The 26224-nt window shown below is 65.1% G+C and carries 31 protein-coding genes and 1 pseudogene; 11 read left to right on the top strand and 21 right to left on the bottom strand.

Features of this window, described 5'->3' with window-relative positions; all coding sequences use genetic code 11:
• Positions 1-75 precede the first annotated feature (75 nt).
• Positions 76-1509 (top strand): carboxylesterase/lipase family protein, encoded by a 1434-nt coding sequence (locus AC4D6D_RS05735; protein ID WP_491326847.1) that lies wholly within the window; start codon positions 76-78, stop codon positions 1507-1509.
• A 6-nt stretch (positions 1510-1515) separates the two neighbouring features.
• On the opposite strand, the gene AC4D6D_RS05740 is transcribed toward AC4D6D_RS05735, so the two are convergent.
• From AC4D6D_RS05740 to AC4D6D_RS05750, 3 genes are read right to left on the bottom strand one after another with little or no spacing between them, the layout of a single operon-like run.
• Entirely contained in the window at positions 1516-3813 is a 2298-nt protein-coding gene (locus tag AC4D6D_RS05740) for an ATP-dependent helicase (protein ID WP_491326848.1), read from the bottom strand.
• Between the two features lie 49 nt (positions 3814-3862).
• Positions 3863-4438 (bottom strand): 16S rRNA (guanine(966)-N(2))-methyltransferase RsmD, encoded by a 576-nt coding sequence (gene rsmD / locus AC4D6D_RS05745; protein WP_491326849.1) that lies wholly within the window; start codon positions 4436-4438, stop codon positions 3863-3865.
• 26 nt (positions 4439-4464) lie between these two features.
• Positions 4465-5799 carry a pseudouridine synthase gene (locus tag AC4D6D_RS05750; protein WP_491326850.1) on the bottom strand — a complete coding sequence of 445 codons (1335 nt, stop codon included), beginning with the start codon at positions 5797-5799 and terminating at the stop codon, positions 4465-4467.
• Between the two features lie 100 nt (positions 5800-5899).
• On the opposite strand from AC4D6D_RS05750, the gene AC4D6D_RS05755 reads away from it, so the two are divergent.
• Positions 5900-7570 (top strand): AmpG family muropeptide MFS transporter, encoded by a 1671-nt coding sequence (locus tag AC4D6D_RS05755; protein ID WP_491326851.1) that lies wholly within the window; start codon positions 5900-5902, stop codon positions 7568-7570.
• On the opposite strand, the gene AC4D6D_RS05760 is transcribed toward AC4D6D_RS05755, so the two are convergent.
• The 3 genes from AC4D6D_RS05760 to trpB form a co-directional block, all read right to left on the bottom strand.
• A complete protein-coding gene (locus AC4D6D_RS05760; protein ID WP_491326852.1) occupies positions 7567-8862 on the bottom strand; it encodes a bifunctional folylpolyglutamate synthase/dihydrofolate synthase in 1296 nt (431 codons plus the stop codon). The two genes, AC4D6D_RS05755 and AC4D6D_RS05760, sit on opposite strands and share 4 nt — an antisense overlap.
• A 99-nt stretch (positions 8863-8961) precedes the next feature.
• Positions 8962-9738: a tryptophan synthase subunit alpha gene (trpA, locus tag AC4D6D_RS05765; protein ID WP_491326853.1), complete on the bottom strand. Its 777-nt coding sequence runs from the start codon at positions 9736-9738 to the stop codon at positions 8962-8964.
• Positions 9739-9741: 3 nt separating this feature from the next.
• Positions 9742-10983, bottom strand: a complete 1242-nt coding sequence (trpB, locus tag AC4D6D_RS05770; RefSeq protein WP_491326854.1) for a tryptophan synthase subunit beta — start codon at positions 10981-10983, stop codon at positions 9742-9744.
• Positions 10984-11227: 244 nt separating this feature from the next.
• On the opposite strand from trpB, the gene AC4D6D_RS05775 reads away from it, so the two are divergent.
• Positions 11228-11695: an outer membrane protein gene (locus tag AC4D6D_RS05775; protein ID WP_491326855.1), complete on the top strand. Its 468-nt coding sequence runs from the start codon at positions 11228-11230 to the stop codon at positions 11693-11695.
• A gap of 132 nt (positions 11696-11827) precedes the next feature.
• Here the strand turns inward: AC4D6D_RS05775 and AC4D6D_RS05780 are convergent, their stop codons facing one another.
• Positions 11828-12478: a phosphoribosylanthranilate isomerase gene (locus AC4D6D_RS05780; RefSeq protein ID WP_491326856.1), complete on the bottom strand. Its 651-nt coding sequence runs from the start codon at positions 12476-12478 to the stop codon at positions 11828-11830.
• Positions 12479-12522: 44 nt separating this feature from the next.
• Here AC4D6D_RS05780 and AC4D6D_RS05785 point away from each other — a divergent pair, with 44 nt between their 5' ends.
• Positions 12523-12948 (top strand): DUF4019 domain-containing protein, encoded by a 426-nt coding sequence (locus AC4D6D_RS05785; RefSeq protein WP_491326857.1) that lies wholly within the window; start codon positions 12523-12525, stop codon positions 12946-12948.
• Positions 12949-12957: 9 nt separating this feature from the next.
• Here AC4D6D_RS05785 and AC4D6D_RS05790 read toward each other — a convergent pair whose 3' ends face one another.
• The 4 genes from AC4D6D_RS05790 to purB all read right to left on the bottom strand — a co-directional run bounded on the left by AC4D6D_RS05790 (position 12958) and on the right by purB (position 16429).
• Positions 12958-13716, bottom strand: coding sequence for an SIMPL domain-containing protein (locus tag AC4D6D_RS05790; protein WP_491326858.1), 759 nt, complete (start codon positions 13714-13716; stop codon positions 12958-12960).
• A gap of 281 nt (positions 13717-13997) precedes the next feature.
• Complete coding sequence (pyrF, locus tag AC4D6D_RS05795; protein ID WP_147219239.1) at positions 13998-14675, bottom strand: orotidine-5'-phosphate decarboxylase; 678 nt, start codon at positions 14673-14675, stop codon at positions 13998-14000.
• Between the two features lie 4 nt (positions 14676-14679).
• Positions 14680-15012, bottom strand: a complete 333-nt coding sequence (locus AC4D6D_RS05800) for a LapA family protein (protein ID WP_147219241.1) — start codon at positions 15010-15012, stop codon at positions 14680-14682.
• A 103-nt stretch (positions 15013-15115) separates the two neighbouring features.
• Entirely contained in the window at positions 15116-16429 is a 1314-nt protein-coding gene (purB, locus tag AC4D6D_RS05805; RefSeq protein ID WP_147219243.1) for an adenylosuccinate lyase, read from the bottom strand.
• A gap of 389 nt (positions 16430-16818) precedes the next feature.
• Here purB and AC4D6D_RS05810 point away from each other — a divergent pair, with 389 nt between their 5' ends.
• Positions 16819-17832 carry an alpha/beta fold hydrolase gene (locus AC4D6D_RS05810; protein ID WP_491326859.1) on the top strand — a complete coding sequence of 338 codons (1014 nt, stop codon included), beginning with the start codon at positions 16819-16821 and terminating at the stop codon, positions 17830-17832.
• Positions 17833-17857: 25 nt separating this feature from the next.
• On the opposite strand, the gene AC4D6D_RS05815 is transcribed toward AC4D6D_RS05810, so the two are convergent.
• From AC4D6D_RS05815 to AC4D6D_RS05860, 10 genes and pseudogenes are all read right to left on the bottom strand, one after another.
• Complete coding sequence (locus AC4D6D_RS05815) at positions 17858-18991, bottom strand: endonuclease/exonuclease/phosphatase family protein (RefSeq protein WP_491326860.1); 1134 nt, start codon at positions 18989-18991, stop codon at positions 17858-17860.
• A gap of 8 nt (positions 18992-18999) precedes the next feature.
• On the bottom strand, positions 19000-19761 hold the full coding sequence (locus AC4D6D_RS05820; RefSeq protein WP_491326861.1) for an NRDE family protein: 762 nt from the start codon (positions 19759-19761) through the stop codon (positions 19000-19002).
• Position 19762: 1 nt separating this feature from the next.
• A pseudogene (locus tag AC4D6D_RS05825) lies at positions 19763-19930 on the bottom strand (JAB domain-containing protein); the annotation flags it as partial.
• 133 nt (positions 19931-20063) lie between these two features.
• A complete protein-coding gene (locus tag AC4D6D_RS05830) occupies positions 20064-20270 on the bottom strand; it encodes a helix-turn-helix transcriptional regulator (RefSeq protein WP_491326862.1) in 207 nt (68 codons plus the stop codon).
• Positions 20271-20367: 97 nt separating this feature from the next.
• Positions 20368-20553 (bottom strand): hypothetical protein, encoded by a 186-nt coding sequence (locus AC4D6D_RS05835; RefSeq protein ID WP_491326863.1) that lies wholly within the window; start codon positions 20551-20553, stop codon positions 20368-20370.
• The gene (locus AC4D6D_RS05840; RefSeq protein WP_491326864.1) at positions 20550-20831 is read right to left on the bottom strand and encodes a hypothetical protein; all 282 of its coding nucleotides are present in this window, start codon (positions 20829-20831) and stop codon (positions 20550-20552) included. Before AC4D6D_RS05840 ends, AC4D6D_RS05835 begins: the two co-directional genes overlap by 4 nt.
• Entirely contained in the window at positions 20828-21628 is an 801-nt protein-coding gene (locus tag AC4D6D_RS05845; RefSeq protein ID WP_491326865.1) for a hypothetical protein, read from the bottom strand. The genes AC4D6D_RS05840 and AC4D6D_RS05845 overlap by 4 nt, the downstream gene beginning before the upstream one ends.
• A complete protein-coding gene (locus AC4D6D_RS05850; protein WP_491326866.1) occupies positions 21615-21863 on the bottom strand; it encodes a hypothetical protein in 249 nt (82 codons plus the stop codon). Before AC4D6D_RS05850 ends, AC4D6D_RS05845 begins: the two co-directional genes overlap by 14 nt.
• Entirely contained in the window at positions 21860-22318 is a 459-nt protein-coding gene (locus tag AC4D6D_RS05855) for a hypothetical protein (RefSeq protein WP_491326867.1), read from the bottom strand. The genes AC4D6D_RS05850 and AC4D6D_RS05855 overlap by 4 nt, the downstream gene beginning before the upstream one ends.
• 175 nt (positions 22319-22493) lie before the next feature.
• Positions 22494-23114, bottom strand: coding sequence for a helix-turn-helix domain-containing protein (locus tag AC4D6D_RS05860; protein ID WP_491326868.1), 621 nt, complete (start codon positions 23112-23114; stop codon positions 22494-22496).
• Positions 23115-23214: 100 nt separating this feature from the next.
• Here AC4D6D_RS05860 and AC4D6D_RS05865 point away from each other — a divergent pair, with 100 nt between their 5' ends.
• The 6 genes from AC4D6D_RS05865 to AC4D6D_RS05890 are packed head-to-tail and all read left to right on the top strand — an operon-like array spanning position 23215 to position 26096.
• Positions 23215-23775: a helix-turn-helix domain-containing protein gene (locus AC4D6D_RS05865; RefSeq protein ID WP_491326869.1), complete on the top strand. Its 561-nt coding sequence runs from the start codon at positions 23215-23217 to the stop codon at positions 23773-23775.
• A 1-nt stretch (position 23776) separates the two neighbouring features.
• On the top strand, positions 23777-24076 hold the full coding sequence (locus AC4D6D_RS05870) for a hypothetical protein (protein ID WP_491326870.1): 300 nt from the start codon (positions 23777-23779) through the stop codon (positions 24074-24076).
• A gap of 38 nt (positions 24077-24114) precedes the next feature.
• Entirely contained in the window at positions 24115-24357 is a 243-nt protein-coding gene (locus AC4D6D_RS05875) for a hypothetical protein (RefSeq protein ID WP_491326871.1), read from the top strand.
• A gap of 22 nt (positions 24358-24379) precedes the next feature.
• Entirely contained in the window at positions 24380-25324 is a 945-nt protein-coding gene (locus AC4D6D_RS05880; RefSeq protein ID WP_491326872.1) for a hypothetical protein, read from the top strand.
• Positions 25321-25665 (top strand): hypothetical protein, encoded by a 345-nt coding sequence (locus AC4D6D_RS05885; protein ID WP_491326873.1) that lies wholly within the window; start codon positions 25321-25323, stop codon positions 25663-25665. The genes AC4D6D_RS05880 and AC4D6D_RS05885 overlap by 4 nt, the downstream gene beginning before the upstream one ends.
• Positions 25662-26096, top strand: a complete 435-nt coding sequence (locus AC4D6D_RS05890; RefSeq protein WP_491326874.1) for a hypothetical protein — start codon at positions 25662-25664, stop codon at positions 26094-26096. Before AC4D6D_RS05885 ends, AC4D6D_RS05890 begins: the two co-directional genes overlap by 4 nt.
• Positions 26097-26224 lie beyond the last annotated feature (128 nt).

Here is a 26224-nt window from a genome sequence, read left to right on the forward strand (position 1 = left end):
CATACGCGGTCCCTTGCCTGCCACCGAGAACCCGTGCCAGACTGTCCTCATCGCAGGGCAGTGGGAACGGATTCGATGAAGATCAGGCATTTGCTGGCATTTTCCGGGGCGCTTTCCGCCTCCTGCGCGGCATCGACCGATCCGAAAACCGAAGTGCGTGTCGAACAGGGCAGGCTTTCCGGCAGCGTCGAGGACGGCGTGGCGAGCTGGAAGGGCATTCCCTTTGCCGCACCGCCGGTCGGCCCCTTGCGCTGGCGCGCGCCGCAGCCTGCCGCGCCGTGGCAGGATGTCCGGGCCGCGACCGCCTACGGTCACGATTGCATGCAGAAGCCCTTCGACGGCGACGCGGCCCCCTTGGGCACCCCGCCCGCCGAGGATTGCCTCTACGCCAATGTCTGGCGACCCGCCGCGTTCAAGGGCAAGCTGCCGGTCGTCGTGTGGATCTACGGCGGCGGCTTCGTTAACGGCGGCGCTTCGCCGCCGACATATGCAGGCGCGCAGCTGGCCCGGCAGGGCGTCCTGTTCTTCAGCTTCAACTACCGCGTCGGCCGCTTCGGCACGTTCGCGCATCCCGCGCTCGTCAAAGCCGGTGAAGACGGCGGGCAAGTCGGCAACTACGGCTTCATGGACCAGATCGCCGCGCTGCGCTGGGTGAAACGGAACATCGCGGCCTTCGGCGGCGATCCGGACAATGTGACGATCATCGGCGAGAGTGCGGGCGGCATGTCGGTGCACAATCTCGTGACGTCGCCCGAGGCGGACGGCCTGTTCGCCAAGGCCGTGGTGATGTCCGGCGGCAACGGCACCAGCCTGGCCGAGACCAATCTTTCCGCCGTGGAGGCGGTCGGCGAGCGATTCGCGAGAGGCAAAGGCATCGAATCCGACGATCCGCAGGCTCTGGTGAAACTGCGCGCGCTTTCTGCGGAGCAGGTGACGGACGGGCTCAATCTCATGGCGCTGTTCGCCCCGGCAGGCGGACCGCGCACTTTCGCGAGTCCCTTCGTCGATGGCCGTATCGCGGTTGACCAGCGCAAGGCTTATGAAGAGCAGCGCTTCCACCGGGTTCCGATGATGATCGGCGCCACGAGCGACGATATCGGCGGGGTGACGGGCGGCATGGTCGCCGGGGCTCGGCAGCTTTCCGGCCTCGTCGCCAAGGCCGGTGTCCCGGTCTACGAATATCGCTTTTCCTATGTCGCCTCCTCGGCTGAAACGCCGGGGAAAGGCGCAGGGCACGCCACCGACATCCCCTTCTTCTTCGATACCCAGACCGTGAAATACGGGAGCAAGACCAGCGCGCGCGACAACGGTTTAGGCCGCACGATCAGTGCCTATCTCGTGAACTTCGCCCGCACCGGCAATCCCAACGGCGGCTCGTTGCCGAAATGGGCGCCCCGCAGCGGGGAAGGCACGGCGATTCTCGACTTTGCGCCCGATGGAACCGCAAAGTTCGGCACCGACCCGTGGATGGCGCAGATCAACGCAGCCCCGGCCAAGGCCGGACTCTGAACCCGATCAGGCCGGCTTCACGAAGCTGTCGAGTACGCGCTTGGCACCGGCCTGCTCGAAATCGATCTCCAGCTTGTTGCCTTCCTGTGCGGTGACTTTGCCGTAGCCGAACTTCTCGTGGAAGACGCGGCTGCCGATGGCGACATCGGTGCGCGGCTTGGCCGCGAAGCTGGCGGCGCTGCGGGTCGATTCGGCGATCTTGCGCGGGGCGGCATCGAATTCACGCGCGGCGGCGCGCTGCCAGCCGGGACCGCGTGTGACGGTGCGGGCAGGCTGGGCGCGGGCGACTTCGGCGAAAGGATCGTTGTGCTCGCTCCACTGCGCCCGCCAGAGCGAGGCGCCGCCCGACAGTGTGGTCTCGCTGTCGACATGATCGTCGGGGAGTTCGGCAATGAAGCGCGAGGGGATCGAGCTGGTCCACTGGCCGTAGATACGGCGATTGGCGGCGTGGAGGATCGTGCACTTGCGCCGCGCCCGCGTGATCGCGACGTAGGCGAGGCGGCGCTCCTCCTCCAGGCTGGCAAGCCCGCCTTCGTCCATGGCCCGCTGCGAGGGGAACACGCCTTCCTCCCAGCCGGGCAGGAACACGTTGTCGAACTCAAGCCCCTTGGCGGCGTGCATGGTCATGATCGTGACCTTTTCCTCGTCCGAGGCCGCCTCGTTGTCCATCACGAGGCTGACGTGTTCGAGGAAATCGCCAAGGCTTTCGTATTCCTCCATGGCGCGGGCGAGTTCGACGAGGTTTTCGAGGCGACCGCTCGCCTCGGGCGTCTTCTCGGCCTGTAGCGCGTCCGTATAGCCGCTCTCGTCGAGCACGGTGCGCAGGAGGTCCGCCGGATTTTCGGTGCCCGAAAGATCACGCCAGCGTGCGAAATCGCGCATCAGGGCGAGGAAGGTGTTGCGCGCGCGGGCGGGAAGCTCGTCGGTATCGGCGATCTCGATCGCAGCCATAGCGAGGGGGATACCCCGGCGTCGGGCGAGCGTGTGCAGCGCCTCCAGCGCCTTGGCGCCGAGGCCGCGCTTGGGGGCGTTGTAGATGCGCTCGAAGGCGAGGTCGTCGGCAGGCTGGGCGATGACGCGCAAGTAGGCGAGGGCGTCGCGGATTTCGGCGCGCTCGTAGAAGCGGAAGCCGCCGACGATGCGGTACTTCATGCCGATCGAGATGAAGCGGTCTTCGAACTCGCGGGTCTGGTATTGCGCGCGCACGAGAATGGCGATCTGGTCGAGCGGGGCGCCTTCGCGCTCCAGCCGCTCGATCTCGTCACCCACGCGGCGGGCTTCCTCGGGCGCATCCCAGACGCCGATGACGCGCACCTTGTCGCCCGCGTGGCGCTCGGTCCACAGGGTCTTGCCGAGGCGCTGGGTATTCTCGCCGATCAGCCCCGAGGCGGCGGCGAGGATCTGCGGGGTGGAGCGATAGTTCTGCTCCAGCCGGATCACCTTGGCGCCGGGAAAGTCCTTCTCGAACTTGAGGATATTGGCCACTTCCGCGCCGCGCCAGGAGTAGATCGACTGGTCGTCGTCGCCCACCACGCAGATGTTCTTGCGGACCTGCGCGATCAGGCGGAGCCAGAGGTACTGGACCTGGTTGGTGTCCTGATATTCGTCCACCATCACGTATTTGAAGCGCTGCTGGTATTGCTCCAGCACTTCGCGGTTGGTGCGCAGGATGTTCAGCATGTGCAGCAGCAGGTCGCCGAAATCGCAGGCGTTCACGGCTTTCAGGCGGTCCTGGTAGAGCTGGTAGAACTTCTGCCCGCGCCCATTGGCATAGGCCTCGTTCTCCGCCGCATCGAGATCGCCGGGATTGAGGCCGCGATTCTTCCAGCGGTCGATGCATCCGGCGAGCTGCCGCGCGGGCCAGCGCTTCTCGTCCAGCCCTTCGGCCTGGATCAGCTGCTTGAGCAGGCGGAGCTGATCGTCGGTATCGATGATCGTGTAGTTCGGTTGCAGGCCGACGAGTTCGGCATGGCGGCGCAGCATCTTGGCGGCGATGGCGTGGAAGGTGCCGAGCCAGGGCATGCCCTCCACTGCCGGGCCGACCAGATGGCCGACGCGCTCGCGCATCTCGCGCGCGGCCTTGTTGGTGAAGGTGACGCAGAGAATCTCGCTCGGCCAGGCCAGACGACTGCGCACGAGATAGGCGAGCCTGCGCGTCAGCGCCGCCGTCTTGCCGGTGCCCGCGCCCGCCAGCATCAGCACCGGGCCTTCGGTGGTGAGGACCGCTTCGCGCTGGGGCGGATTGAGCCCCTCGATCAGCGGGTCGGAGGAAGGCTCGGGCAGGGGGGATTGCAGATCGTTCACCCGCGAACATCTAGAGAACGGGGGTGAGCGGCGCAAGGCCGCTTCGCGGTCAGTCCTCGTTGCGGCGCAGGATATGCAGGCGGGCCTTGCCGACATCGCGCGTGGCTTCCACCGCGAAGCCGCGAATGGAAACCGATTCCGCCTTGCCGGTTTCGAGGCAGAGCCAGGTTTGCTCGCCGATCCAGCCGAGCCGGTTGAGCTTGTCGATCGCGACGCTGCCCGCCCCGGTCTCGTAAGGCGGATCGAGCAGCACGAGGTCGAGCGTCTCCTTGGCAGCGCCGAGCGACATTACCGAACTGGCCCGCACGTCGCTCTTGGCCTGCGCGTGCAAGTTGGCGATATTGCCGCGGATCGCGCGGATCGCCGCCGGGTCCTGATCGACGAAGAGGCAGTGCGCGGCCCCGCGCGAGAGAGCTTCGAGGCCGAGGGCCCCCGATCCCGCGAAGAGATCGGCGACCTTCAGCCCCTCGAACGTGCCGAGTCGGCTCGCCAGCATCGAGAACAGCGTCTCGCGCGTGCGGTCCGAAGTCGGGCGCGTGGTGTCGCCTTCGGGCGTGGCGAGCTTGCGGCCACGCCATTCCCCGGCGACGATCCGCAGCCCGGTCTTTACAGCGCCACCTTTCATGCCCGCACCTTTCATGCCCGCACCTTTCATACCTTGCTGCCCGGAAGCGAGCGGCGGAAGTTTTCGAGGTCGCGCGGGGAAATCTCGATGGCCATGCCCTTGGGCAGGTCGAGCAGGCGGAACGGGCCGTAGGAGGTGCGGATCAGGCGGCTGACCTGAAGGCCGAGATGCTCCAGCACGCGGCGCACTTCGCGGTTCTTGCCTTCGGTCAGGGTCATTTCGATCCACTGGTTGCGCCCGGTGCGGCGCTCCATGTTGGCGTCGATCTTGCCGTAGACGACGCCTTCGATCTCGATGCCCTCGATCAGGTCTTCGAGCTGCGCCTGCGAGATGTCTCCGAAAGTACGCGCGCGGTAAGTGCGCGGTACGCCGGTGGCGGGCAGTTCCAGCTCGCGCTTGAACGCGCCGTCGTTGGTCAGGAGCAGCAGGCCCTCGGTGTTGAGATCGAGGCGGCCGATCGGCATCACCCGGCCGCTGCCTTCGGGCAGGGCATTGCGCAGTGCGGTGTAGATCGTCGGACGACCGGCGGGGTCGCGCTCGGCGGTGAGCAGGCCGGCGGGCTTGTGGAAGGCGAAGAGGCGGGTTTCTTCCGCATCCTGCACCGGATTGCCGTCCACGGTGATGCCACGCAGGCTGGTGAGCACGGTCGAGGGAGTCTCGATGACATCGTCGCCCAGCTTGACGCGGCCCTCGATGATCAGGCGCTCGACCTCGCGGCGGCTGGCGACACCGGCGCGCGCGAGCAGCTTGGCGATGCGTTCGCCTTCGCGCACGGGCATTCCGGGCGTCTTCGGCGTGGGCGCGGCAGCCTGCGGAGCGGCACGGGGCGGCTTGCGGCGGGGGCGCTCGGCGTCCGAATAACGAGTATCGGCGGAACGGGGACCGCCGCGTGCGGCATAGGCGCCGCCGCGCGGGGTGAATTCGCCGGAGCAGCCGCCGGGGCCTCGGCGCGGTGCACCGTCACGGGCAGGGCGCTCGCCGCGCGCAGGGCCTTCGTCGCGGAATGGCCGTTCGCCGCGCGCCGGTCGTTCCGTGCGGCTCGGACGCTCGTCTCGCGAGCGGCGTTCGTCGCGGACGGGGCGTTCGTTGCGGCCGAAGATTTCGCCGCGATCGCTGCGCCCGCCGCGAGCCGGACGCTCATCCCGCGAAACACCGTCGCGAGGACCACGGCCACGTCCGCCGTTCTCCTCCCGGCGACCGTCCTCGCGCCCGGCTCCGTCGGCGCCGCGCCGACCTCCGGGGCCTGAGCTGGCGTTATAGCGGCTGCCGGAGCCGGTGCGGTCGGGGCCACGGGAAGAGCCGCCATCGCGGTAGGAGCCGCCGCGCTTCGGGCCGCCGGACTTGAAAGGAGGTTTGGACATTCGCCCGCCCATACCTGTTGATCGCCGCTTCATCCAGCCTTCCCTTCGGGAAACCATGCGTTAGGGTCGCCGCCGGTTCGCTCACGATGGAGAAAACGGGATGTCTGAAGCCACTGCTGCCCCGAAACCCGGCTGGGGGGCGGTGATTCGCGCTTTGGGCAATCGCAAGACCGGCTTCATGGCTGTCTTCGGATTCGCGGCGGGTCTGCCCTATTCGCTGCTGCTCGGCACGCTCTATGCCTGGCTCTCCGACGCGCATGTCGATCTGGAGACGATGGGCGTGTTCTCGCTGATCGGGCTGGCCTATGCCTTCAAGTTCCTCTGGTCCCCGGCGCTCGACCGCATCGACCTGCCGGTGCTGCGCCGTCTCGGGCGGCGCAAGCAGTGGATCGTCACGGCGCAGGTGCTGCTGGGGATCATTCTGGTGACGCTGTCGCAGCTCGATCCGGTCGCAGCGCTGGGGCTGTTCTCGCTGCTTGCCGGGATCGGGGCTTTCGCCTCGGCCACCCAGGACATCGCCATCGACGCCTGGCGCGTGGACGTGGCGGACGAAGTGGCGACGATCGACATGCTCTCCACGGTCTTCCAGATGGGCTACCGCATCGCTGCACTGGTCGGCGGCGCGCTGGCGCTGATCCTGGCCGAGCGCATCGGCTGGACGGCGGTGTTCCTGGTCATGGGCCTGATCCTCGTGGTGGCGGGCGTGGTCTGCCTCTTCGCGCCCGATGCCGACGCCACCGCGCCGAGTGCCGAGGACCGCGACGAACTGCTCGAACTGCGCGAGGCGGGCCAGCTCAGCCCGCGTGTCCGCACGATCGCGCTGGCGCTGGTGGGCCTGCTCTGGGGCTGGGCGCTGGTGACGGTCGGCCTGTTCATGGTGCGCTCGCTCGGCAGCGATCCCGGCGCGCGCCCGGATGCCGTGGACTTCGTAGCGAAGACCGGGCCGCTGATCGTCGTCGCGACGATCATCCTGCCTGCCGCGATCGCCGCCGTGCTCGTCTATCTCCAGCGCAGCGGGCGCCATCTCCTGTCGGAGACTACTCCGCACCGGGGCACCGGCTCGCGCGCGGCGGACCATCTATACCGCGCGTTGATCCTGCCGCTGACCGAACTGGTCGGGCGCATGGGCTGGGGGCTCGTGCTGGCGCTGGCGCTGGTGCTGACCTACCGCCTTTGCGATTCGATCTGGGGCACGTTCGCCTATCCGTTCTATCTCGGCGAGCTGAAGTACACGAAGGACGAGGTGGCGATCGCCTCCAAGTTCTTCGGCGTCGGCGCGATCGTGCTGGGTCTGGCACTGGGCGGCACGCTGCTGACGGTGGTGGGCCGCATGGCGACGCTGACGCTGGGCGCCGTGCTCGCCGCCGCGACGAACCTGCTCTATGCCGACCTCGCGCTCGGTGGGGCACGCATGGCGGTGATCAGCGACGTGCTGGGTGTCAGCTGGCTGGTCGAGCAACTGGGCGGCCAGCCGCGTCTCGGCACGCTGATGGTCACGATCGGCATGGAGAATCTTGCGACCGGCATTGCCGGGGCGGCCTATATCGCCTGGCTCTCGTCGATCGTCTCGAAGGGCTACAGCGCCGTGCAATACGCCCTGCTGTCGTCGCTGACGCTGCTGGTCGGCACGCTGGGGCGCGGCGCGCTGGGCCAGCTCATCCAGGAGCAGGGCTATTACCGGATGTTCGTGCTCGTCACCTGGATCGGCACGATCGCGATCGTCCTGTGCCTGCTCGAATGGTGGCGGGTGGCCCGGAAGAAGCCCGTTTAATCCGGCACTTCGTCGTTGGCCTCAAGGACCACGCCCGAGAGATAGAGCGATCCCGCGATCAGCACGGGTAGCCCATCGTCCGGCAGGTCTGCGAGCGCGTCCGCCACGCTTTCGGCTGCAAGCGCTTCGGGGCCGAAGCTGGCCGGACCGTGGCAGTCGTGGCCGGGCACAGGCACTGCGCGGATGCTGGCGATGCTTGCAGCGAGAGGAGCGGTGAGGGCGCGCGGGTCCTTGTTCGCCAGCATGCCGATCACGAGATGGAGTTGCTTCCCCGCGAAATGGCGGGCGATGGCGAGGCCCGCGTCGGGATTGTGGCCGCCGTCGAGCCAGACCTCGCGGGCGCCGGCATGGCGGGTCAGCGGACCTGCGGAAAGGTGCTGAAGCCGGGCGGGCCAATGCGCGGTACGGATGCCCTCGGCCATGGCTTCGGGGGAGACCGTGACCCGGTCCTGATGGCGCAGGATGGCGACGGCCAGCGCGGCGTTCTCGGCCTGATGAGTGCCGGGCAGACCGGGCAGCGGCAGCGCGAGTTCGCCGTGACGGTCCGAATATTCGATCACGTCACCGACAGCCGCATCCCAGTCGCGCCCGCGCATGTGCAGCGGGGCTCCGGTATTGAGCGCGGCGCGCTCGATTTCGAGCGTGGCGCTTTCCGGATAGGCCAGCGTGACGAGCGGCGCCGGGCCGCGCACGATACCGGCCTTCTCGAAAGCGATGCGGGCGAGCGGTTCTTCCGGGGCGCCGTCCTCGGGGCGCAGCAGGAAGGCCTCGTGGTCGATGCCGAGCGTGACGATGCCGCAGGCCGCGGGATGGTCGAGGACATTGGTGGCGTCGAGTCGCCCGCCGAGGCCGACTTCGATCACGCAGGCATCCGCCGGTTCGCGGGCGAAGGCGAGGAAGATCGCCGCCGTCGTCACTTCGAAGAAGCTGGGGCCGAGGTCTTCGCCCGCGTCGAGCACTTCGCGCAGCAGGTCGGCCAGCATCTCGTCGGAGATCAGCTTGCCGCCGAGGCGGATGCGTTCGTTGTAGCGGACCAGATGCGGCTTGGTGGCGGAATGGACCTTCAGACCCTGCGCTTCGAGCATGAAGCGCAAGTAGGTGCAGGTCGATCCCTTGCCGTTGGTTCCGGCGACATGGAACGTCGGCGGCAGGCGCTTGTGCGGATCGCCGAGCCGTTCGAGCAGCGCGTGGATCGTCTCCAGCCCGAAGCGGCCCTGGGGAAGCGAGAGCGCTGCGAGGCGGTCAAGCTGGGCCTGAACGCGCGGGTCTTCGGAAACGGCGAAGTCTTTCATGGCATCCGTCCGGAAAAAGAACATCGCGGCAAGCCTTGGCGGCTGCCGCGATGTACGGAATTGCTGTGTCGTCATGCTTTGCGCAATGACGAAGTGGGATCAGCGCTCGGCGTGAACCGCTTCGGCCAGAGCCGAGGTCAGCGTGCGCAGATGCGCGGGCGCTTCGGTGCCGTGCTGCTTGACCAGATCGACCAGCGCCGAGCCGACGACCACGCCGTCCGCCACCTTGGCGATCGCGCTCGCCTGCTCGGGCGTACGCACGCCGAAGCCGACCGCGACGGGGATCGTGCTGGCCGCCTTGAGCTTCGCCACGGCGTCCTCGATCGAGCCCTGCGCCGCCTGCTGCATCCCGGTCACACCGGCGACCGAGACGTAGTAGAGGAAGCCCGAGGAGCCATCGAGCACGGCGGGAAGACGCGCGGCATCGGTGGTCGGGGTGGCAAGGCGGATCAGCGAGACGCTCTTGTCGCGCAGGGCGGGGCCGAGTTCGGCATCTTCCTCGGGCGGGATGTCGACGCAGATCACGCCGTCAACCCCGGCCTTGGCGCATTCCTCCGCGAACCAGTCCGCGCCGCGGGCGATCATCGGGTTGGCGTAGCCCATCAGCACCAGCGGCACTTGCGGATGGCGGGCGCGGAATTCGCTGGCCATGCGGAAGATGTCGGCGGTCTTCGTGCCCGCGTCGAGGCTGCGGATGTTCGCTTCCTGAATCGCCGGGCCATCTGCCATCGGATCGGTGAAGGGCATGCCGAGTTCGATCACGTCGGCGCCGCCTTCGACCAGCGCGTCGAGATTGGCGGCGGTGTCGCCGTCACCACCGGTGATGAAGCAGACGAGTGCAGGGCCTTTGGCGAATGCGGTTTCGAAGCGGGTCATCGATTAAAGCTCCACGCCCAGCGCTTCGGCGACGGTGAAGATGTCCTTGTCGCCGCGGCCCGAGACGTTGACGACGAGCAGCTTGTCCTCGTCCATTTCCGCCGTCAGCTGCGGGAGCGCGGCCAGCGCGTGCGAGCTTTCCAGCGCCGGGATGATGCCTTCCAGTTCGCAGCAAAGCTGGAACGCTTCGAGCGCCTGGGTATCGGTGATCGGCACGTAGTTCACGCGGCCGCTTTCATGCAGCCAGGAGTGCTCCGGCCCAAGCCCCGGATAGTCGAGACCGGCAGAGATCGAGTGCGCCTCGGTGATCTGGCCGTCCTCGTCCTGCAGCAGGTAGGTCTTGTTGCCGTGGAGGATGCCGGGCTTGCCGCCGGTGAGCGAGGCGGCGTGCTTGTCGGTGTCGATGCCGTGGCCCGCCGCTTCGATGCCGGTCATCCGGACTTCGGGATCGTCGAGGAAGGGGTGGAACAGGCCGATCGCGTTCGATCCGCCGCCTACCGCCGCTACCAGCATGTCGGGCAGGCGGCCTTCCTTTTCCAGCATCTGCTCGCGCGTTTCCTTGCCGATGATCGACTGGAAGTCGCGCACCAGTTCCGGATAGGGATGCGGGCCGGCAGCGGTGCCGATGATGTAGAAGGTGTCGTGGACGTTCGCGACCCAATAGCGCAGCGCGTCGTTCATCGAGTCCTTGAGGGACTGCGAGCCGCTCTCGCAGGAGATCACTTCCGCGCCCAGCAGCTTCATGCGGAACACATTGGGCTTCTGGCGCTCGATATCCTTGGCGCCCATGAAGATCTTGCAGGGCAGGCCGAAGCGCGCGGCGACGGTGGCCGTGGCGACGCCGTGCTGGCCCGCGCCGGTTTCGGCGATGATCTTGGTCTTGCCCATGCGGATCGCCAGCAGAATCTGGCCGATGCAGTTGTTGATCTTGTGCGCGCCGGTGTGGTTCAGTTCCTCGCGCTTGAAGTAGATCTTCGGGCCTTTCCCGACGGGGGCCTTGGCGCGGAAATAGTCGGTCATGCGCGGGGCGAAGTAGAGCGGGCTCGGGCGGCCCACGAAGTCCTTCATCAGCGCATCGAATTCCGCCCAGAACACCGGGTCCTGCTGTGCCTTGCGGTATTCCTTCTCGAGATCGAGAATCAGCGGCATCAGCGTTTCCGCTACGTAGCGCCCGCCGAACTGGCCGAAGTGGCCGGTCTCGTCGGGGAGCGTGCGAAAGCTGTTCACGGGCGTTTGGCTGGTCATGATCCGGCCGATTGGCAGAGCCGCGCGGTCAAGTCCAGCGCCTAACATCCGTTGGGATCGCCATGCCCTTTTTCAATTGCAAAGCTTGCAACAGGCATAACTGCATTGGCAAGATAGTGTCTGTAAGTGGCAGTTTCGTGACGTTTTCTCGTAATTATAAAATTTTCGTTCATCTGGGCGAAAGGTTTGGGGGAGCAGCGGGGCCTCCCCGGTGAGGGCCGGGAAAATACTGGAGTTTAAGAATATGCGTATTGCACTCGTTTCGCTCGCCGCGGTTGCTGCCGTGGCCGCCGCCACCCCCGCTCTGGCCAACGAAGCGCGCGTCGAAGCCCGCACCGGCATCATCTGGAACGGCAGCGACAGCGAAGCAGTCGGCGGCGTTGCAGTCGGTTACGACTACGACCTGGGCGAAAAGTTCTTCGTGGGCGTTGAAGGTTCGGCAGACAAGATCCTGGCCGACAACTACCGCGTTTCGTGGGGCGTCGGCGGCCGCGCCGGCTTCAAGGTCACCCCGACCACCAAGCTCTATGCCAACTCGACCTGGCAGTCGAAGTTCAGCAAGTACGGCAACAGCGCCGTTGCTGTCGGTGGCGGCGTTGAGCAGGCCCTGAACGACCGCTTCTACGGCAAGGTCGAATACAAGCACCTGCTGATCGGCGACCACACCCCCGACGCAGACGTCGGCCTGGTTGGCGTTGGCGTGAAGTTCTGATCGGATTTCGGCCCGACGCAGCTACCGAGTTCGTCGGGCCGAAGCCCGAATAAGGAATCCGCTCTGCAAGGAGCGTAAGCCAGGGAAGGGCGGTCTATGAGGGGCCGCCCTTTCTTGTTGTATAAGAGCCTCTCAGAAGTCCGAGGCGCTGCGCACGGCGCGGGCGAAGGCTTCGATACGGTTCAGGTCCTTGATCCCCGGTGCGCTTTCGACGCCCGATGAGGTGTCCACCAGCGGCGTGCCGGTAAGCCGGATGGCCTCCGCGACGTTCTCCGGGTTCAGCCCGCCGGCCAGTCCCCAGGCCACAGGGCCTTTCCAGTTCGCCACGAGCTTCCAGTCGAAGCTGAGGCCCATGCCGCCGGGCAGGGTTCCCTTGGGCGTCTTGGCATCGAACAGCACGAGATCGACGGCGCCCGCATAAGCGCTCGCCCGGGCAGCATCCTCCGCCGTCGCGACCGAGAGCGCCTTCCACACGGGAATGCCGAAGCGGGTGCGAAGCTGGGCTGCGCGTTCCGGCGTTTCGCTGCCGTGAAGCTGGAGCGTGTCGAGCCGGGCGCTGGCGACGGCCTCGGCAATCGCGGCATCATCGGCATCAACGAAGAGGCCGACCCGCCCGATCCGGCCTTGCGCGCGCTGCGAAAGCACGGCGGCCTCGGCGGGGGTGACGTTGCGGGGGCTCCTCGGAAAGAACACGAAACCGGCATGGGCGGCGCGCGCGCGAATCGCGGCTTCGAGGGATTCGGGAGTGCTTATCCCGCAGATCTTGATCGCCGCAGTTGGCATGGCGTGTTTCCGGCCTAGATTGCGATCCCGATGCAAGGGGACCGATGATGAACAGACTGGGCCGCTATCTAGTGCCATTTGCCGCCGCCGCAATGCTGGCGGGCTGCGGGGTGAAGGAGTCGTTCAAGGACGCCGAGGTCGAAGTCGGCAAGTTCCACCAGGCGCTGGACGCCGGTGACTTGCCCGCGATCTGGCAGCAGGCCGATCCGGAATTGCGACAGGGCGCACAGCGGGCGTCGCTTGAGAAGGTGCTGGATGCGGTGCACCGCAAGCTCGGGAAAGTGAAGGAAGCGAAGCAGGTGGGCTGGAATGCCAATGCCACCACCGGCGGGACCTTCGTCACCCTGACCTATCAGACGGCATTCGAGCACGGCTCGGGCGTCGAACAGTTCGTCTATCGCAAGGGTGACGAAGGCAAAGTTACCCTGACCGGATATGATATCCAGTCACAGGACATGATGCTCAACTGAGCGGGGGCGTCACGGCGCCAGTTCGAACTGGACCGTGACGTTGACGTTGGTTTCCAGTTCCCCGGCGGCGACCGGCGGAGCGGAAGCGAGCGAATCCATCGCGGCCTTGGCGCGGTACATGACCGGCACCGGCGCATAGCCGCCGCTTTCGCTGATCGAGACGATGCGGGTGACGTGCATTCCGGCGGCGCCTGCATAAAGGTCGGCGCGGGCGCGGGCGTCCTTGATCGCGGCGACGCGCGCTTCGTTCTGGGCAGCGTCGGGCTGGGACAGCGAGAAGTTGGGGCCGTTTACCTGATTCGCGCCGGCCTTGACGAGGGCGTCGATCACTTTGCCCATGTCGTCCAGCTTGCGCTGGCGCACGCCGACGGTGTTGCTCGCCTCGTAGCCGACGATCTCGCGGGGGCCATCGACATAGCTGCCGTCGGGCTGGCGCTTGGGCTGGGCATAGACCGGGTTCAGGCTGAGATTGCTAGTCTGGATGTCCTTGTCGGCCACGCCAGCGCGCTTCAGCGAGGCGATCACCTGGTTCATCCGCGTGGAATTGGCATTGAGCGCCTCGCTGGCCGTGGTGCCCTGCGTGGTGACGCCTGCCGAGAAGCTCGCCATGTCGGGCGTGCGGGTGGAGGAACCCTGGGCATTGACGGTCAGCAGGGTGTGCCCGGCGGCGATGGCGGGAACCAGGCCGGAGTCCTGGGCCATGGCCGGTACGGCCGCTGCCGAGACGATCGCGGCCGTGGTAACGGCAAGCAGGTTCAGGGAATTCATGAGGTCGCACTCTCCATTCGGCCATCCATTGGCCGGATCAACGATCTGGAGGGCGCGAGGTTGCCCGGCGCTGAACCGTGCATTTTGCGCTGTGAAAGGTTTGACCGACCGTCTTGCTGAAATAGCGACGGCAAAACCTTTCCCGTGATCCCCGCGAGGGCGGAAATCCGGCTTTTCTTGCACCGGACGCGAAGTCGCCAAGGCAGCGAGGCCCCCGCTTTCGCGGGGGCGACGATAATTGGTTTGTGTGCTTGAGTTTCGATTTGCCTGAGCGGCTAAGGTCAAAGCGTCGCTTCGATGGCGCGGGCAGCGGCCAGCGGGTCTTCGGCGCGGCTGATCGGGCGGCCGATGACGAGCACGCTGGCACCGGCATCGCGTGCGGCGCGCGGAGTCATGATGCGCTTCTGGTCGCCGTTGCCATCGGTGTCGGGACGCAGGCCGGGAACCACGAAGAAACCGTCCTTCCACTGCCGGTGCACCGCGCCGACTTCATGACCCGAGCAGACGATGCCGTCGAGACCTGCCGACTGGGCCAGTTCGGCCAGGCGCAGTGCCTGTTCGTGCGGCTCGGCCTGAACGCCGATGGCGTTGAGATCGCCGCCGTCGAGGCTGGTGAGCACGGTGACCGCCACGACCTTGGTGTTCTCGCCCGCCGCGGCCTTGGCGTCTTCCATCATCGCGCGGCCGCCCGCGGCGTGGATGGTGACGATCGAGGGTTCGAGGACGTGGATCGCCTGCATCGCGCCCGCCACGGTGTTCGGAATGTCGTGGAGCTTCAGGTCGAGGAAGATCGGCAGGCCCAGCTTGTGCAGTTCGTGCACGCCGTGATGGCCGTGGGCGCAGAAGAATTCGAGGCCGAGCTTGATCCCGCCGATATGCCCGGAAACCTTGCGGGCCAGCGCCTCGGCGGCATCGAGGCGGGGAAGGTCGAGGGCGAGATAGACGGGATTGCTGTTCATGGTCTCAGGATTCCGGGGAAGGTTCGGGAGTGGAGAGGGGCACCGAAACCGGCGCCTCGGGAACGGAGGACGGCACGCTGTTGGCCCGCAGCGAGTTTTCCAGGCTGGCGATGCGGCGCTGGAACCGCCAGCGCAGGGCGCGCAGGTAGAGCCAGACCGGCGCCATGCCGAGCACGAAGAAGACCAGCGCGACGAAGCCTACCGGCCACTGGAAGTGCATGTAGTTGGCACCGTCGAGGGGCCAGAAGTTCACGTCGACCCAGGTCCAGTTCATGACGATGAATGCGACCAGGATCGCGGTGATGGCGACCCACAGCACCGTGCGGACAATATTCATGTACCCTCCGGCAATTCCTGCACAATGGGTCGTGCAGCAAGACCTCGCAATCACGCCTGATGCTAAGCGCGATTGCGAGGCATGGGAAGTGTCGGAAAGGCGCTTAGTTCCCGAAAACGCGCGCGAAGATCGTGTCGACCTGCTTGAAGTGGTAATCGAGGTTAAACTTGTCCTCGATCACTTCGACCGGCAGCGCGGCGGTGACTTCCTCATCGGCCTTGAGCAGTTCGAGCAGCGAGAGCTGGCCGTCCGATTCCCAGACCTTCATCGCATTGCGCTGGACCAGACGGTACGACTGGTCGCGGGTCAGGCCGGCCTGGGTCAGTGCCAGCAGCACGCGCTGCGAGTGGACGAGACCGCCCATGCGGTCGAGGTTCTTCTGCATGCGCTCGGGATAGACGAGCAGCTTGTCGACCACGCCGGTCAGGCGGGCGAGTGCGAAATCGAGCGTGATCGTCGCGTCCGGGCCGATGAAGCGTTCGACCGAGGAGTGCGAGATATCGCGCTCGTGCCACAGCGCCACGTTCTCCATCGCCGGGGTCACCGACGAGCGGACGACACGGGCAAGGCCGGTCAGGTTTTCGGTCAGCACCGGGTTGCGCTTGTGCGGCATGGCCGACGAGCCCTTCTGGCCGGGCGCGAAATATTCTTCAGCCTCAAGCACTTCGGTGCGCTGCAGGTGGCGCACTTCGATGGCGAGGCGTTCGATCGAGCTGGCGATCACGCCCAGCACCGCGAAGAACATGGCGTGACGGTCGCGCGGGATGACCTGGGTGGAGACCGGCTCGACTTCGAGGCCCATCTTGTCGGCGACGTACTGTTCCACCGCCGGATCGACGTTGGCGAAGGTGCCGACAGCGCCCGAGATCGCGCAGGTGGCGATTTCCTCGCGGGCGGCGATCAGGCGCTTCCTGCAGCGCGCGAATTCGGCATAGGCTTCGGCCATCTTCAGGCCGAAGGTCACGGGCTCGGCATGGATGCCGTGGCTGCGGCCGATGGTGGGGGTGTACTTGTGTTCTTCGGCGCGGCGCTTGATCGCGGCGAGCAGGGCATCGAGGTCTTCCAGCAGGATGTCGGCAGCCTTGACCAGCTGGACGTTCAGCGTGGTGTCGAGCACGTCGGAGCTGGTCATGCCCTGATGCATGAAGCGCGCTTCGGGGCCGACCTGCTGGGCTACCCAGTCGAGGAAGGCGATGACGTCATGCTTGGTCACGGCTTCGATGGCGTCGATCGCGGCGACGTCGATCTTCGGGTTGGTGCCCCACCAGTCCCACAGCGCCTGTCCGGCGCTGGCGGGCACGGTGCCCATCTCGCCCATCTTCACGGCGGCGTGGGCCTCGATCTCGAACCAGATGCGGTAGCGGGCTTCAGGCTCCCAGATCGCGGTCATTGCGGGGCGGGCGTAACGGGGGACCATGTTCGACTCCTTGAGTGACCTTGAGGGGACCGGCTACTGCCTTGGCCTCTTGCCGAGAGCCGCTAGGGCGGGCTTGCGATAAAGGCAAGGGCGGGCAGGCCCGACTCGGCTGGAATCATCGCGCCGCGACGCGCTCGTTCTTGCGCAGGTTGACACGGTTTACACAGTACAGGGGACAAAAAAGTTTGCTTCTCTTCACGTCCTCCGACGCTTGCGAAAATCGGAACAGGACGGCGATAGGTTCTGTGCATGCGTGGCAGAATGTCAGGGCTAGCTGTTGTAGGAAAACGATTTTCCGTTTCTAAGGAGCCATTCGAAGCCTCACGCGCTTATCCGTGGACGGCCGAGGGGAGGCCGCACCGGCTCTCTTCGCAACAGAAAGGACCGCGATGCGACGCGCTCTTCTGACAATTCTCGCCATGACCCTGCCCCTGAGTGGCGCTCATGCGCAGGACATCAAGCTGGAGGAATTCGGCACCGACCTCGAACGTTTCCCCTATCCTTGGCCCGTCGCGCGCATGGAGGTGAAGCTGGGGGCCGAGGAAGCCTCGATGGCCTATATGGACGTCCAACCGGAGCAGCCGAACGGTCATGCGGTGGTCCTGCTCCACGGCAAGAACTTCTGCGGCGCCACCTGGGAGGATACTGCGAAGACCCTGCTCGCCGCGGGTTACCGGGTGCTGATTCCGGACCAGCTCGGCTTCTGCAAGTCCTCCAAGCCCGCTTCGGCGCAGTACAGCTTCGCGATGATGGCGGAGGTGACGCATCGGCTGATGGAGAAAGTCGGGCTGGAGAAGGCGATCGTGCTCGGCCATTCGACCGGGGGCATGCTCGGCCTGCGTTTCGCGCTGATGTATCCGCAGGCGGTCGAGCGGCTGGTACTGGTCAATCCGCTGGGACTGGTCGATTCGATGGCGGAGGGCGTGCCCTATGTTCCGCTCGACAAGCTGCTCGCCGCCGAGCGGGCCAAAGACTATGCCGCCATGCGGCAGTATCAGCTCGACACCTATTATCATGGCGACTGGAACCCGCGCTATGACCGCTGGGTGAAGATGCTCGCCGGGCAATATGCCACGCCGGATCAGGACGCGGCGGAATTGGCGCAGGCGAAGATTTCCGAAATGATCCTGACCCAACCGGTCAGCCACGAGTTCGGCAGGCTGGCGGTGCCCGTCACCCTGATGATCGGGATGAGGGACACGACGGTCTTCGGCAAAGGCCAGGCACCCGCCGAGATTCGCGGCAAGCTGATTTCGGTTCCGCAAGCCGCCCCGCAGGCAGCCGCCGCGATGCCCTCGGCGCGAATCGTCGAATTTCCCGATTACGGCCATTCGCCGCAAGTCGAGGCGCCGGAAGTCTTCGGCGCGAAGCTGCTGGCGATCCTGGCCTCGCCTGCGCCGTGATGGGCCTGCGCCGTGAAGGTGGGCCTCAGCGGCCCGCGACCAGCGCTCCCGGTATCGGGCTGCAACCGGGGCGGCGGGTGTCGGAGGCTTTCCAGCTGAGTTCGTAGGTCACGAGAAAGCCGTCGTGGTCGGAAAGCCGCGGGCTGCCCGGCCTGCCGTCGAACAGCGCCTCGACCCGGATCGGGCGAATCTGGACGCGGTCGCCGCTCCACAGGAACTGGAGGTCTTGGGTGTCCATCCACGGTTCGTCGCCGTCCCACGACATGCGCACGTCGCAGCCCGAGGCGGGGTCCTTGCAGATGCGATGGACCAGTTCGAGCGACTGATAGCGCGAGAAATTCTCCCAGCGCGGCTCGGAATGGCGCATGTTGAAATCGCCGCCGAAGATCACCGGAGTCGAGTCGTCATGGGTGCGGTCGATGAATTCGGAGGCTTCCAGCGCCTGCCGGTCGTGGGCGGCGAGGTTGCGCGGGGCGGGGGCCTTGGAAGCGCCGCGCGAATTCATATGGGTGTCGTAAACGTCGATCAGCGTGGGCACACCGGGAATGTCGATGCGGGCCAGCGCGATGCCCTTGTTAGCTAGGCAGTCGAATCCGGCGCAGGACTTGCGCCCATAGGCGCGCCGGTCGGTATCGACGATGGCATAGCGCGAGGCTATGGCAAGGCCGCTGCCGTAGACGTGGAGGCCAAGTTCGCCGCGCTTCCACCGGGACACGCCGGGCAGTTTCTCCTTGGTCGAACCGCGCGCGCGGGTGGTGCGATGCGGGCCGGATTCGATGGCGGGATAGCCGGAGGACCGCACTGCCTTCTTGGCCGGGTCTCCGAACATCTCCTGGAACAGCACAACATCGGGCGCGGTGCCCGCCCCGTGCATCTCGGAAAGGTGACGGCCGATTTCCATGAGTGAAGGCTTCCGGCCGCTGCGCGCGGGCCAGCCGAGGCCCTCGATATTGTAGCTCAGCACCGAAAGCGTGGTCGTGGCGTTCTGGCCGTCGGCGGAAAACGTGACCTTGGGGGGCAGCGCGGCATCGCAGGCAATACCGCGCGAGGGCGGGGAGACCGTGCTGCATCCCGCAGTCACGAGCAGGAGGCAGCCGCTGAGCAGCTTTGCGGCAGTGGGGAAGGCCCTTTTTACTCGATCGGTCGGTCGTCGTCGCATCGCGCCGCTTATACAGCGGTTTGCGCGGAAAGGGACGGGGGAATGGGCGAGGCGAAATCGATGCGGACTTCGCCTGTTACCTCACCATCCGGCGCGAAGCTGCGCTCGGCGATCAGGCCGCCGCCGCTGCGATGGACGGCAATGACCGTGCTGCACCGGGTGCCGTAGACCGGATTGCGGATGAAGACCGGGGCGAATCGCGGCTCCGGGCCATCCTCCGGGCGGGCCAGGCGAGGATCGGGCGTTTCGGCGCGCAAGGTATCCAGCAGCGAGACCGGATCGTCGGAACCTGCCGCGAGCCAATCCGCGACGGCCTGCTCGACTTGCAGGGTCTTGGGCCAGGGCAGGTCGAAGCCGCCGTTCGACAGGCCGTGGATGCCGGGCGTGAGAGGGCGCGATTCGATTTGCGGATAGTTGGTCAGGAACCGCGCCTGACCGGAGGCCACTTCGACGAGATTGAACGGGTTCATCGCTGTAAGCGATTCGGAGGTGCGGCTTTGCAGCAGGTCGGTGACGAGCTTCCCGCGCGAGGGTCTGCCCGGAACCGAGCCATCCGGCACACGGTAATTGGTGACGAGCACCATGCGACCTTCTGTCGAGACGCCCAGCCATGTCCCGCCGCCGAGGAGGTCGCGTCCGGCGATGATCGCGCTGCCGTCCTGCCATTGCGCGAGCGGCGCGGCGGGCCGGGCGTGGAACTCGTCGCGGTTTCCGGCGACGACGAGCGGCCAGTCCGGATGGGCTTGCCAGGCGACGGCGGCCACGCACATGTCAGATCAGGCCCTTGGCGCGCAGGCTGATATGGCCCTCGCGGCCGATGACGACATGGTCGTGCACGGAGACGCCGAGCAGGCGTCCGGCTTCGGCGATGCGGTTGGTCACGTCGATATCGGCACGGCTGGGTTCGGGGGAGCCTGAGGGGTGGTTGTGGAACATGATTACAGATTCGGCTAAGTGCTTTATAAACATTGGCTTTTTCTGTAATTGGCTTTGCCTTGGTGCCGGTTGTTGGTGGCGGTTTCAAATCGAACTCAGCCACGTTCCCGATAAGCCCCCGGGCGATTCGCCTCGTTCACTCTCGTACACTGGCAACGCACTTCACCGTATTCCGATCGTCCCATGCGTCAAGCTCCCGTTCCTCATACAGGACCGTCTTGCCAATCTTGGTGAACTTCGGGCCGATTCGCAGGCTCCGCCAATTCGCCAAGGTCCGGACCGAAACCAGCCCCCGGTACCGTTCGGCAACCTCGTCCTGAGTGAGGTAGTTCTTCTTGCTCATGCGACGCTCCATGCGCTTCCGTGTTGTCAATCTGACAACAGCACTAACAGGAACGCAACAGAACGAAAAGGGGGAGTCCGTGAACTCCCCTACAAACCTACTCCTGTTTGGAGCGCGCCAGCTCCTGATCGAGTTTCAAAATCAGCCCCATGTTCCGGTACTGGTTCAGGGTGCGCCAGCTGTCTCGCTTACCGGCGACGACAACCTTGTATTGCCAAGCGCCGCCCCGGCTCCGGCGATACTCCCGGCCGTTCAAGGCCAGCTCCACATAGAAGCCGGTCATGCGTCGAACCGCCCGTCCCATTCCCGGCGCAGGATGGGATCGGAGCGCGTCACGCCCGGCGCGTTGCCCATCGCATGATGTATGTCCTTCAGCGCGCTCCCCAGCGCGTTCTCAGCGGCCCGCAAGGCTGTTTCGCCCTTGGGATCGCGGCCGGTGGTGTGGAGGGCCATAGCCGTCTTCCCGGTAGTGAAGTCGTGGGACAGGTCCAGCAGCTCTTGGACGCCTGATTCGGTTTGCACGGCAACGCGCACGATGATGGCTTTCGGCTGGTGGCTCATGCTTCACCTGCCTTAGGCGCTGCCAGCAGCTCCGCGCGCAGCGCTTTGACAACCTTCAGCACGTTCGCCGGTACCGTCGCCTTCAGATGGCGCGTGTAGCGGTCCTGTGCTTCCTGATCGCTGACTGACAGCGAGCGTGGGCACTCTTCGGCCGCCGCCTCCATTTCCGCCAGCAGGTCCAGCACATCGAAATCAGGCTTGTCACCGGCTGGTGGCCGCCAGCGTTCCGCGCCGTCGTTGTGGGTATAGCCCAGCTGCTCCAGCGTGCCGATCGCCGCCCGCTCTCTGCTGATGCCCTTCACCGGCCAGACGCCCACCGGCGTGAGCGACAGAATGTTCACCGCCTCCTTCTTCACGTTGCCGTCCCGGGCAATCTCGTCCTGAATATGCAGGTAGTCCGTCATGTCGCGGACGGGGTGCAGGCGCTGCACGATGCCGCTCCACTCGTTGCGGCCGCGCGGGGTGTGTGCCCATGCCGCGTAAGCGAAGGTGTGCTCCAGCTCCGGCGGCGCAGCCTCGTCTGCCGGTACCGGCTCCAGCCGTTCCTCACGCTCTTCAACCTGACGCGGGACGATATGGGTGATGTCCACCGGCGCGGTGCCGTCCTTCAGGCGAACGACGATCACCGGCTGATTGCGCAAATCATCGAAGCTCGCCAGCTCCGGATTGCCGCGCGTCCACGATTCGCGGCGCATCGAATCCTTGCCCAGCACCGGGTAATACCAGACCGGCGTGTTGTGGGGGTATTGCTGGGCCGCGTAGGCCAGTGCTGCTTGTGGATCGTTACGTTGTGCCATTTCCTTTCCTCGGAAGTATGCGGCCGGTCGCGACGTCCACGTAGACGTCACTCTCAAACGGCCGGATTGTGTGTTTCGGTTTGGTCGGGCGCTCTTTCAGGTACGTGAGCTTGCCCGGAGTGTGGATCGCCACGTCTGACAGGTCGAACACGGCCGCAATCCGCTTGATGTCGTCCTGCAACCCCGCTTCAGCGGCGTGCTGCCAGACAGCCTCGCGGCCGCGCTCTTCCTTCATCGCTCGATTTTCTCCAGCAGCTGCGATAGCGCTGGCAATGTTTCATTGAGTGCGGCCACCAGCTCGACCTCGTTTAGCACGCGGTTCATTCGGCTGCTGTTGCGGCCCAGCTTGAACAGCACGCCTTCCAGCGCGCCCATGATGGCGCAGCGCTCTTTCCATGCGAGGATTTCGGCGGCTGGTGTAGCCTCCATAGGGGTAGGATCCACGCCCCAGCCATTCCCGTTCATGTAGCCGACCGGGTAGGCGTGACCACTGTAGGCTTGCCCGCCGACCTCGCGGCCGCTTTCCAGCATGAAGCGCTTGCCGCAGGTGGTCGCAAACTGCGACTTCATCACGCGGTCAACGGTTAGGGGGAGGATGGCGCGGCGCTCGTATCGCCAGCCGCCGTCGAGCTTCGTTTCCACCAGCACGGTGTCACCGGCCTTTAGGCCCGGGAAGCGTTGTTCGCTCATGTGTATTTACCGGATTGTGGGCGCTTGAAGCGCCTAAAAAGTTGCCAGCTGACTCCTGCAACAGCTGGCCCGTCGCTCCCTGTTTATATGGTGAGCGGTCAACATATCGACAGCGTTTATCTCGCTGCCGTTTTCATTTTAGGATTAGCCGTTTCTAAAATGCAAACGGTTTTTATCAGTGAATTGTGAGGATGCAGCGCCGCGCCCATTCCAGCCGGGCGTTCTCAATCTTCATCCCGTTGTTGCCGTGCAGATTGTACGTGCCCGGTTCATAGCCTCTCCGGATAAGCGCAAACCGCATCGGCCCGTCCACGATCTTGATGCCGCAGTACAGGCCTATCACCTCTGTGGGATCGCGCCTTGGACCAAGGAATGTGACCCAGCCATCCGTAAACGAGAGGGGGCTATCCGACGTGATGTAGCGAACCGCGATAGAGTCGTCCGGCACGCTGTCCGGGCAGGCTACGCGCTCCGCTTGGCCCTCCGGCACATACTCGATCAATCCTTCGCCGGTGTAGTAGGCAATGACGTCGCAGCGGCGGCCCTTCACCTTGGTTGGCTCGATACCGGCGTTCGCCAGCACCTCTGTGATAGGAAGGCTCAGGACGCGGGCCAGATTGGCCGCCTCTTCGAGCTGCATCTTACGTTTGCCGTCCAATGACCGGGACAGCGCGGCGGGCCAAACGTCCATTTGCTTGGCGACTTCACGGAGACTCAGCCGCTTATCGGCCATGTGATCCATGAAAAACTGTTTGTTTACCGGCACCTGATGCTCCTGCTTCGTGTGCTTCTGCACACAGGTCTATGACCCATGTTGTCAAAATGCAATCACCGTTGTTGATTTATGGTTCCTTTTTTGCGAACCTTGTTTTCATAATCACAACAGAGGCGCAGGTATGGAGATTGAAAATCTCGCGGAAATCCGGAACCCCGGGGCAATCAGCGGTCGCTCGCTGCGTGCCCTGAGGGAGGTACGCGGGGAACGTCTGGAAGATTTCTGGGGCGCGGTTGGCTACTCAACCTCACGCGGATCCGCCTACGAAACGGGAAGCCCGATTCCCGAGCACGTTAGACGGCTAATATTTCTGCATTATGTCGTTGGTATTCCAACTGATTTGCAAGGCTCCGGCGTGAAAGACCTCGCCACCGCTGTGGAAAACGGCAGCGCCCGGCGGCTGGAAGAAGCGCGCACGCTGATCGAGCAGCAACAGGAACTATTGGTTAAGAGCCTGACCGTACTGGGGGGAGGCAACGCGGTGCAACTATCTGAAGAGGATCAGCTTTTGGCTGATGTGAGAGGCTGGATTATCGAGCAGGAGAACGGCACAACGCTGGCCGCTGCCGCTCGTCAGTTCAGCGTCAGCCGCCCGCAGGCGCGCCGCGTGCTCAATCAACTGGTGTCCGAGGGGCTGCTGGAGAAGCCAGCGCGCGGCACCGACCACTACCCGGGGGTTTGATATGTCGTTTCTCGCGATCGTCTGTGTCGTCGGTGCCATTGGCACTCTGGTGTTCAACCTGTTCCCGATGGGCAAGCCAACGCATTCCGGTACCGCCCACGGCCGCCACGAGCCGCCGACCAAGTGGATGCAGGAGGCTTCCTTCTGGCTGGTGGTCCTGAACCCGGTGCGCATCGTGGGAGACGTGCTTCGCGGGTATTGCAGCTTTGGGGAGGCGTTCTGGCGCCTGTTCATGCTGGGCTTTGTTGGCGTGACCTTGTGGACCGCCGGTATTCTGATTTGGGTGGCGTCCAACGCCTAAGGAAGTTCGTGGCTGTACGAGTTATCTGGCGTGACGGGATGCAGCATCCGATCGTCACGCCGAGTATGCGGCAGTTGCCGAAAAAGGCCGTCATCTGGTGGGGTGACGCGATTATTTACATGAAGGACGGCTCGCGGCTGGAAAGCAGCTGGCACAGCCGCCGACCTATCACCACCGAACAGGCCAAAGAGGCCATGCGCGCCGTTGCGCGAGACATGATCGCAGATTTGGAAAACCCCGACGACGCCGCTGATGCCGGTTTCGTCATGCAGTGCCGATAATCACACAACCGAGGAAAGGAAATTGGAAGCTACCAAGCACACGTTCGTACTGAAAAAGACCGTCGCGATGTTCAACAAGCTGACAGGCAAGCGCCTGACAGAACGCGAGGGCGATACCTTCCTTGAGCTTTACGATTTCGTGGCCGGGTACGACGCGCCGGAGACGCCTGAAGAGCAGGCCGCCCCGATCGAGCTGACGCCGTGGCAGAAGGCCACCACCGAGACAGCCCAGCCCGAACCAGCGCCAGCAGCCCCAGCCGAGCCAGCCGCCGTATGGGTGCCGACTGAACCCGCCCAGCGCCCGGCAGTATGGGTAGATGGTCCGGAGCCGATTGCCTCTGCCGAAACTCTTGCCGCCGTCGCCAAAGCCGCGAACGCCAATCCCGAGCTGGTGGCCCAGCTGGTCGCCGTCGAAACCGCGCCAGCGCATCGCCCGCGCTTCACGTTCGAGCCACCAGCCGAACCGGCACCGGCACCGGCGGCTGGTCCGAAGTACGCGCCGCCACCGATCCGCACCGCCGACCGTGACCACATCCAAGGCTACGACTGGCAAATCGTGGTGCTGTGCCGTGAGAAGCGCGTGGACAACAGCTATATCGTTCACTTCGCCCACAAGCCGAAACAGGCGGAATTTAACGAGCATTACGGCCTGTTCGAGGCTCGCACGCACTACGTTCACCTCAACGAGCTGCGCGGCCGTGAGTGGGTAGGGATCACCCACAACTACAGCAGCCACTACGGCAAGCCGAACCCGAACCAGCAGCCCGGCCGCGACGTGTCCCAGCCGGTGACGTCGGACCCATGGGAAGAGCCGGAGAAGGGTTTCCGCATCCGCTACTACTCCGACGCGATCGGGGCGGTGCGCTTCCAGTACGTCGATAAGAAGCCGTCCGGCAGCGAAATGATGCACTTCCACCACACCAAATGCCTTGCCGTGGTTCAGGCGCGGCCAGTGGGGGACGCATGACCGAGCTACAGACAGAAGCCCGCGAAGCCGTGCTCTCGGCGCTGCGCAACGGCACATGGTTGGACGTGCCGTGGCTATCCGACCTCGTGAAAGAGCATGGCCTTACCGCCCTGTTGCAGGATCGGCCGGCCGATGACAAAACGACAACAGAAGCGAGTGTTGCGGCCGAGGAAGAAGGCCCGGGCTGGCCGGAGTGGGCGACGTGGCGACTGATTATGCCGTCCGTTCCGGACACTGCCGTTGTGTTCTTCACTCGCAGGCCCACGCGCCGGGAGCTGCTTGCCTTCGCGGCGGCCGCCCGGGTGGACGTGGACACATGCCGAGTTGAGGAACGAGTTTGAGTAATTGGACGGAGGAGCAGCTCGCAGCGCTGCAAACCAACCTGAAGAAGCGCAAGGAGGGGGCCGCCGCCCCCAAGCCCGACGGAAAGCAGAAAATGCAGGCGTTGGGCAGGCTGAAGACCGGCGAGAAGAACAAGACCGAACAGCGCTATGAGGACCATCTGGAGTGGCGAAAGCACAAGAAGGAGATCCTCTGGTACAAGTTCGAGGGCGTGAAACTCCGGCTGGCCGACAACACGTTCTACACCTGCGATTATTTCGTCATGCTGGCGAACGGCCAGCTGGAGGCCCACGAGGTTAAGGGCTTCTGGACGGATGACGCCCGGGTGAAGATCAAGGTGGCGGCCGAGCTATACCCTTTCCACTTCATCGCGGTGAAGGCGCAGACCAAAAAAGAGGGTGGCGGCTGGGAGTTGGAGTCTTTTTCGTGATTCGAGTGTTGTCAAAACAACAACGCTTCGTGCAGTATCGCAACGAGCGAATCGGTACCACCGGTTTGCAAAGGCATTGGCCGGGAACCAGCGTGAAGTAATTCTCACGCGGCAGGACGTGGAACTCC

Source organism: Novosphingobium sp. BF6, from assembly GCF_058273105.1.

Coding starts and splice junctions, on each gene's coding strand:
- AC4D6D_RS05735 (WP_491326847.1), top strand. CDS start 76: ATGAAGATCAGGCATTTGCTGGCATTTTCCGGGGCGCTTTCCGCCTCC.
- rsmD (WP_491326849.1), bottom strand. CDS start 4,438: ATGAAAGGTGGCGCTGTAAAGACCGGGCTGCGGATCGTCGCCGGGGAA.
- AC4D6D_RS05750 (WP_491326850.1), bottom strand. CDS start 5,799: ATGTCCAAACCTCCTTTCAAGTCCGGCGGCCCGAAGCGCGGCGGCTCC.
- AC4D6D_RS05755 (WP_491326851.1), top strand. CDS start 5,900: ATGTCTGAAGCCACTGCTGCCCCGAAACCCGGCTGGGGGGCGGTGATT.
- AC4D6D_RS05760 (WP_491326852.1), bottom strand. CDS start 8,862: ATGAAAGACTTCGCCGTTTCCGAAGACCCGCGCGTTCAGGCCCAGCTT.
- trpA (WP_491326853.1), bottom strand. CDS start 9,738: ATGACCCGCTTCGAAACCGCATTCGCCAAAGGCCCTGCACTCGTCTGC.
- trpB (WP_491326854.1), bottom strand. CDS start 10,983: ATGACCAGCCAAACGCCCGTGAACAGCTTTCGCACGCTCCCCGACGAG.
- AC4D6D_RS05775 (WP_491326855.1), top strand. CDS start 11,228: ATGCGTATTGCACTCGTTTCGCTCGCCGCGGTTGCTGCCGTGGCCGCC.
- AC4D6D_RS05780 (WP_491326856.1), bottom strand. CDS start 12,478: ATGCCAACTGCGGCGATCAAGATCTGCGGGATAAGCACTCCCGAATCC.
- AC4D6D_RS05785 (WP_491326857.1), top strand. CDS start 12,523: ATGATGAACAGACTGGGCCGCTATCTAGTGCCATTTGCCGCCGCCGCA.
- AC4D6D_RS05790 (WP_491326858.1), bottom strand. CDS start 13,716: ATGAATTCCCTGAACCTGCTTGCCGTTACCACGGCCGCGATCGTCTCG.
- pyrF (WP_147219239.1), bottom strand. CDS start 14,675: ATGAACAGCAATCCCGTCTATCTCGCCCTCGACCTTCCCCGCCTCGAT.
- AC4D6D_RS05800 (WP_147219241.1), bottom strand. CDS start 15,012: ATGAATATTGTCCGCACGGTGCTGTGGGTCGCCATCACCGCGATCCTG.
- purB (WP_147219243.1), bottom strand. CDS start 16,429: ATGGTCCCCCGTTACGCCCGCCCCGCAATGACCGCGATCTGGGAGCCT.
- AC4D6D_RS05810 (WP_491326859.1), top strand. CDS start 16,819: ATGCGACGCGCTCTTCTGACAATTCTCGCCATGACCCTGCCCCTGAGT.
- AC4D6D_RS05815 (WP_491326860.1), bottom strand. CDS start 18,991: ATGCGACGACGACCGACCGATCGAGTAAAAAGGGCCTTCCCCACTGCC.
- AC4D6D_RS05820 (WP_491326861.1), bottom strand. CDS start 19,761: ATGTGCGTGGCCGCCGTCGCCTGGCAAGCCCATCCGGACTGGCCGCTC.
- AC4D6D_RS05830 (WP_491326862.1), bottom strand. CDS start 20,270: ATGAGCAAGAAGAACTACCTCACTCAGGACGAGGTTGCCGAACGGTAC.
- AC4D6D_RS05835 (WP_491326863.1), bottom strand. CDS start 20,553: ATGACCGGCTTCTATGTGGAGCTGGCCTTGAACGGCCGGGAGTATCGC.
- AC4D6D_RS05840 (WP_491326864.1), bottom strand. CDS start 20,831: ATGAGCCACCAGCCGAAAGCCATCATCGTGCGCGTTGCCGTGCAAACC.
- AC4D6D_RS05845 (WP_491326865.1), bottom strand. CDS start 21,628: ATGGCACAACGTAACGATCCACAAGCAGCACTGGCCTACGCGGCCCAG.
- AC4D6D_RS05850 (WP_491326866.1), bottom strand. CDS start 21,863: ATGAAGGAAGAGCGCGGCCGCGAGGCTGTCTGGCAGCACGCCGCTGAA.
- AC4D6D_RS05855 (WP_491326867.1), bottom strand. CDS start 22,318: ATGAGCGAACAACGCTTCCCGGGCCTAAAGGCCGGTGACACCGTGCTG.
- AC4D6D_RS05865 (WP_491326869.1), top strand. CDS start 23,215: ATGGAGATTGAAAATCTCGCGGAAATCCGGAACCCCGGGGCAATCAGC.
- AC4D6D_RS05870 (WP_491326870.1), top strand. CDS start 23,777: ATGTCGTTTCTCGCGATCGTCTGTGTCGTCGGTGCCATTGGCACTCTG.
- AC4D6D_RS05875 (WP_491326871.1), top strand. CDS start 24,115: ATGCAGCATCCGATCGTCACGCCGAGTATGCGGCAGTTGCCGAAAAAG.
- AC4D6D_RS05885 (WP_491326873.1), top strand. CDS start 25,321: ATGACCGAGCTACAGACAGAAGCCCGCGAAGCCGTGCTCTCGGCGCTG.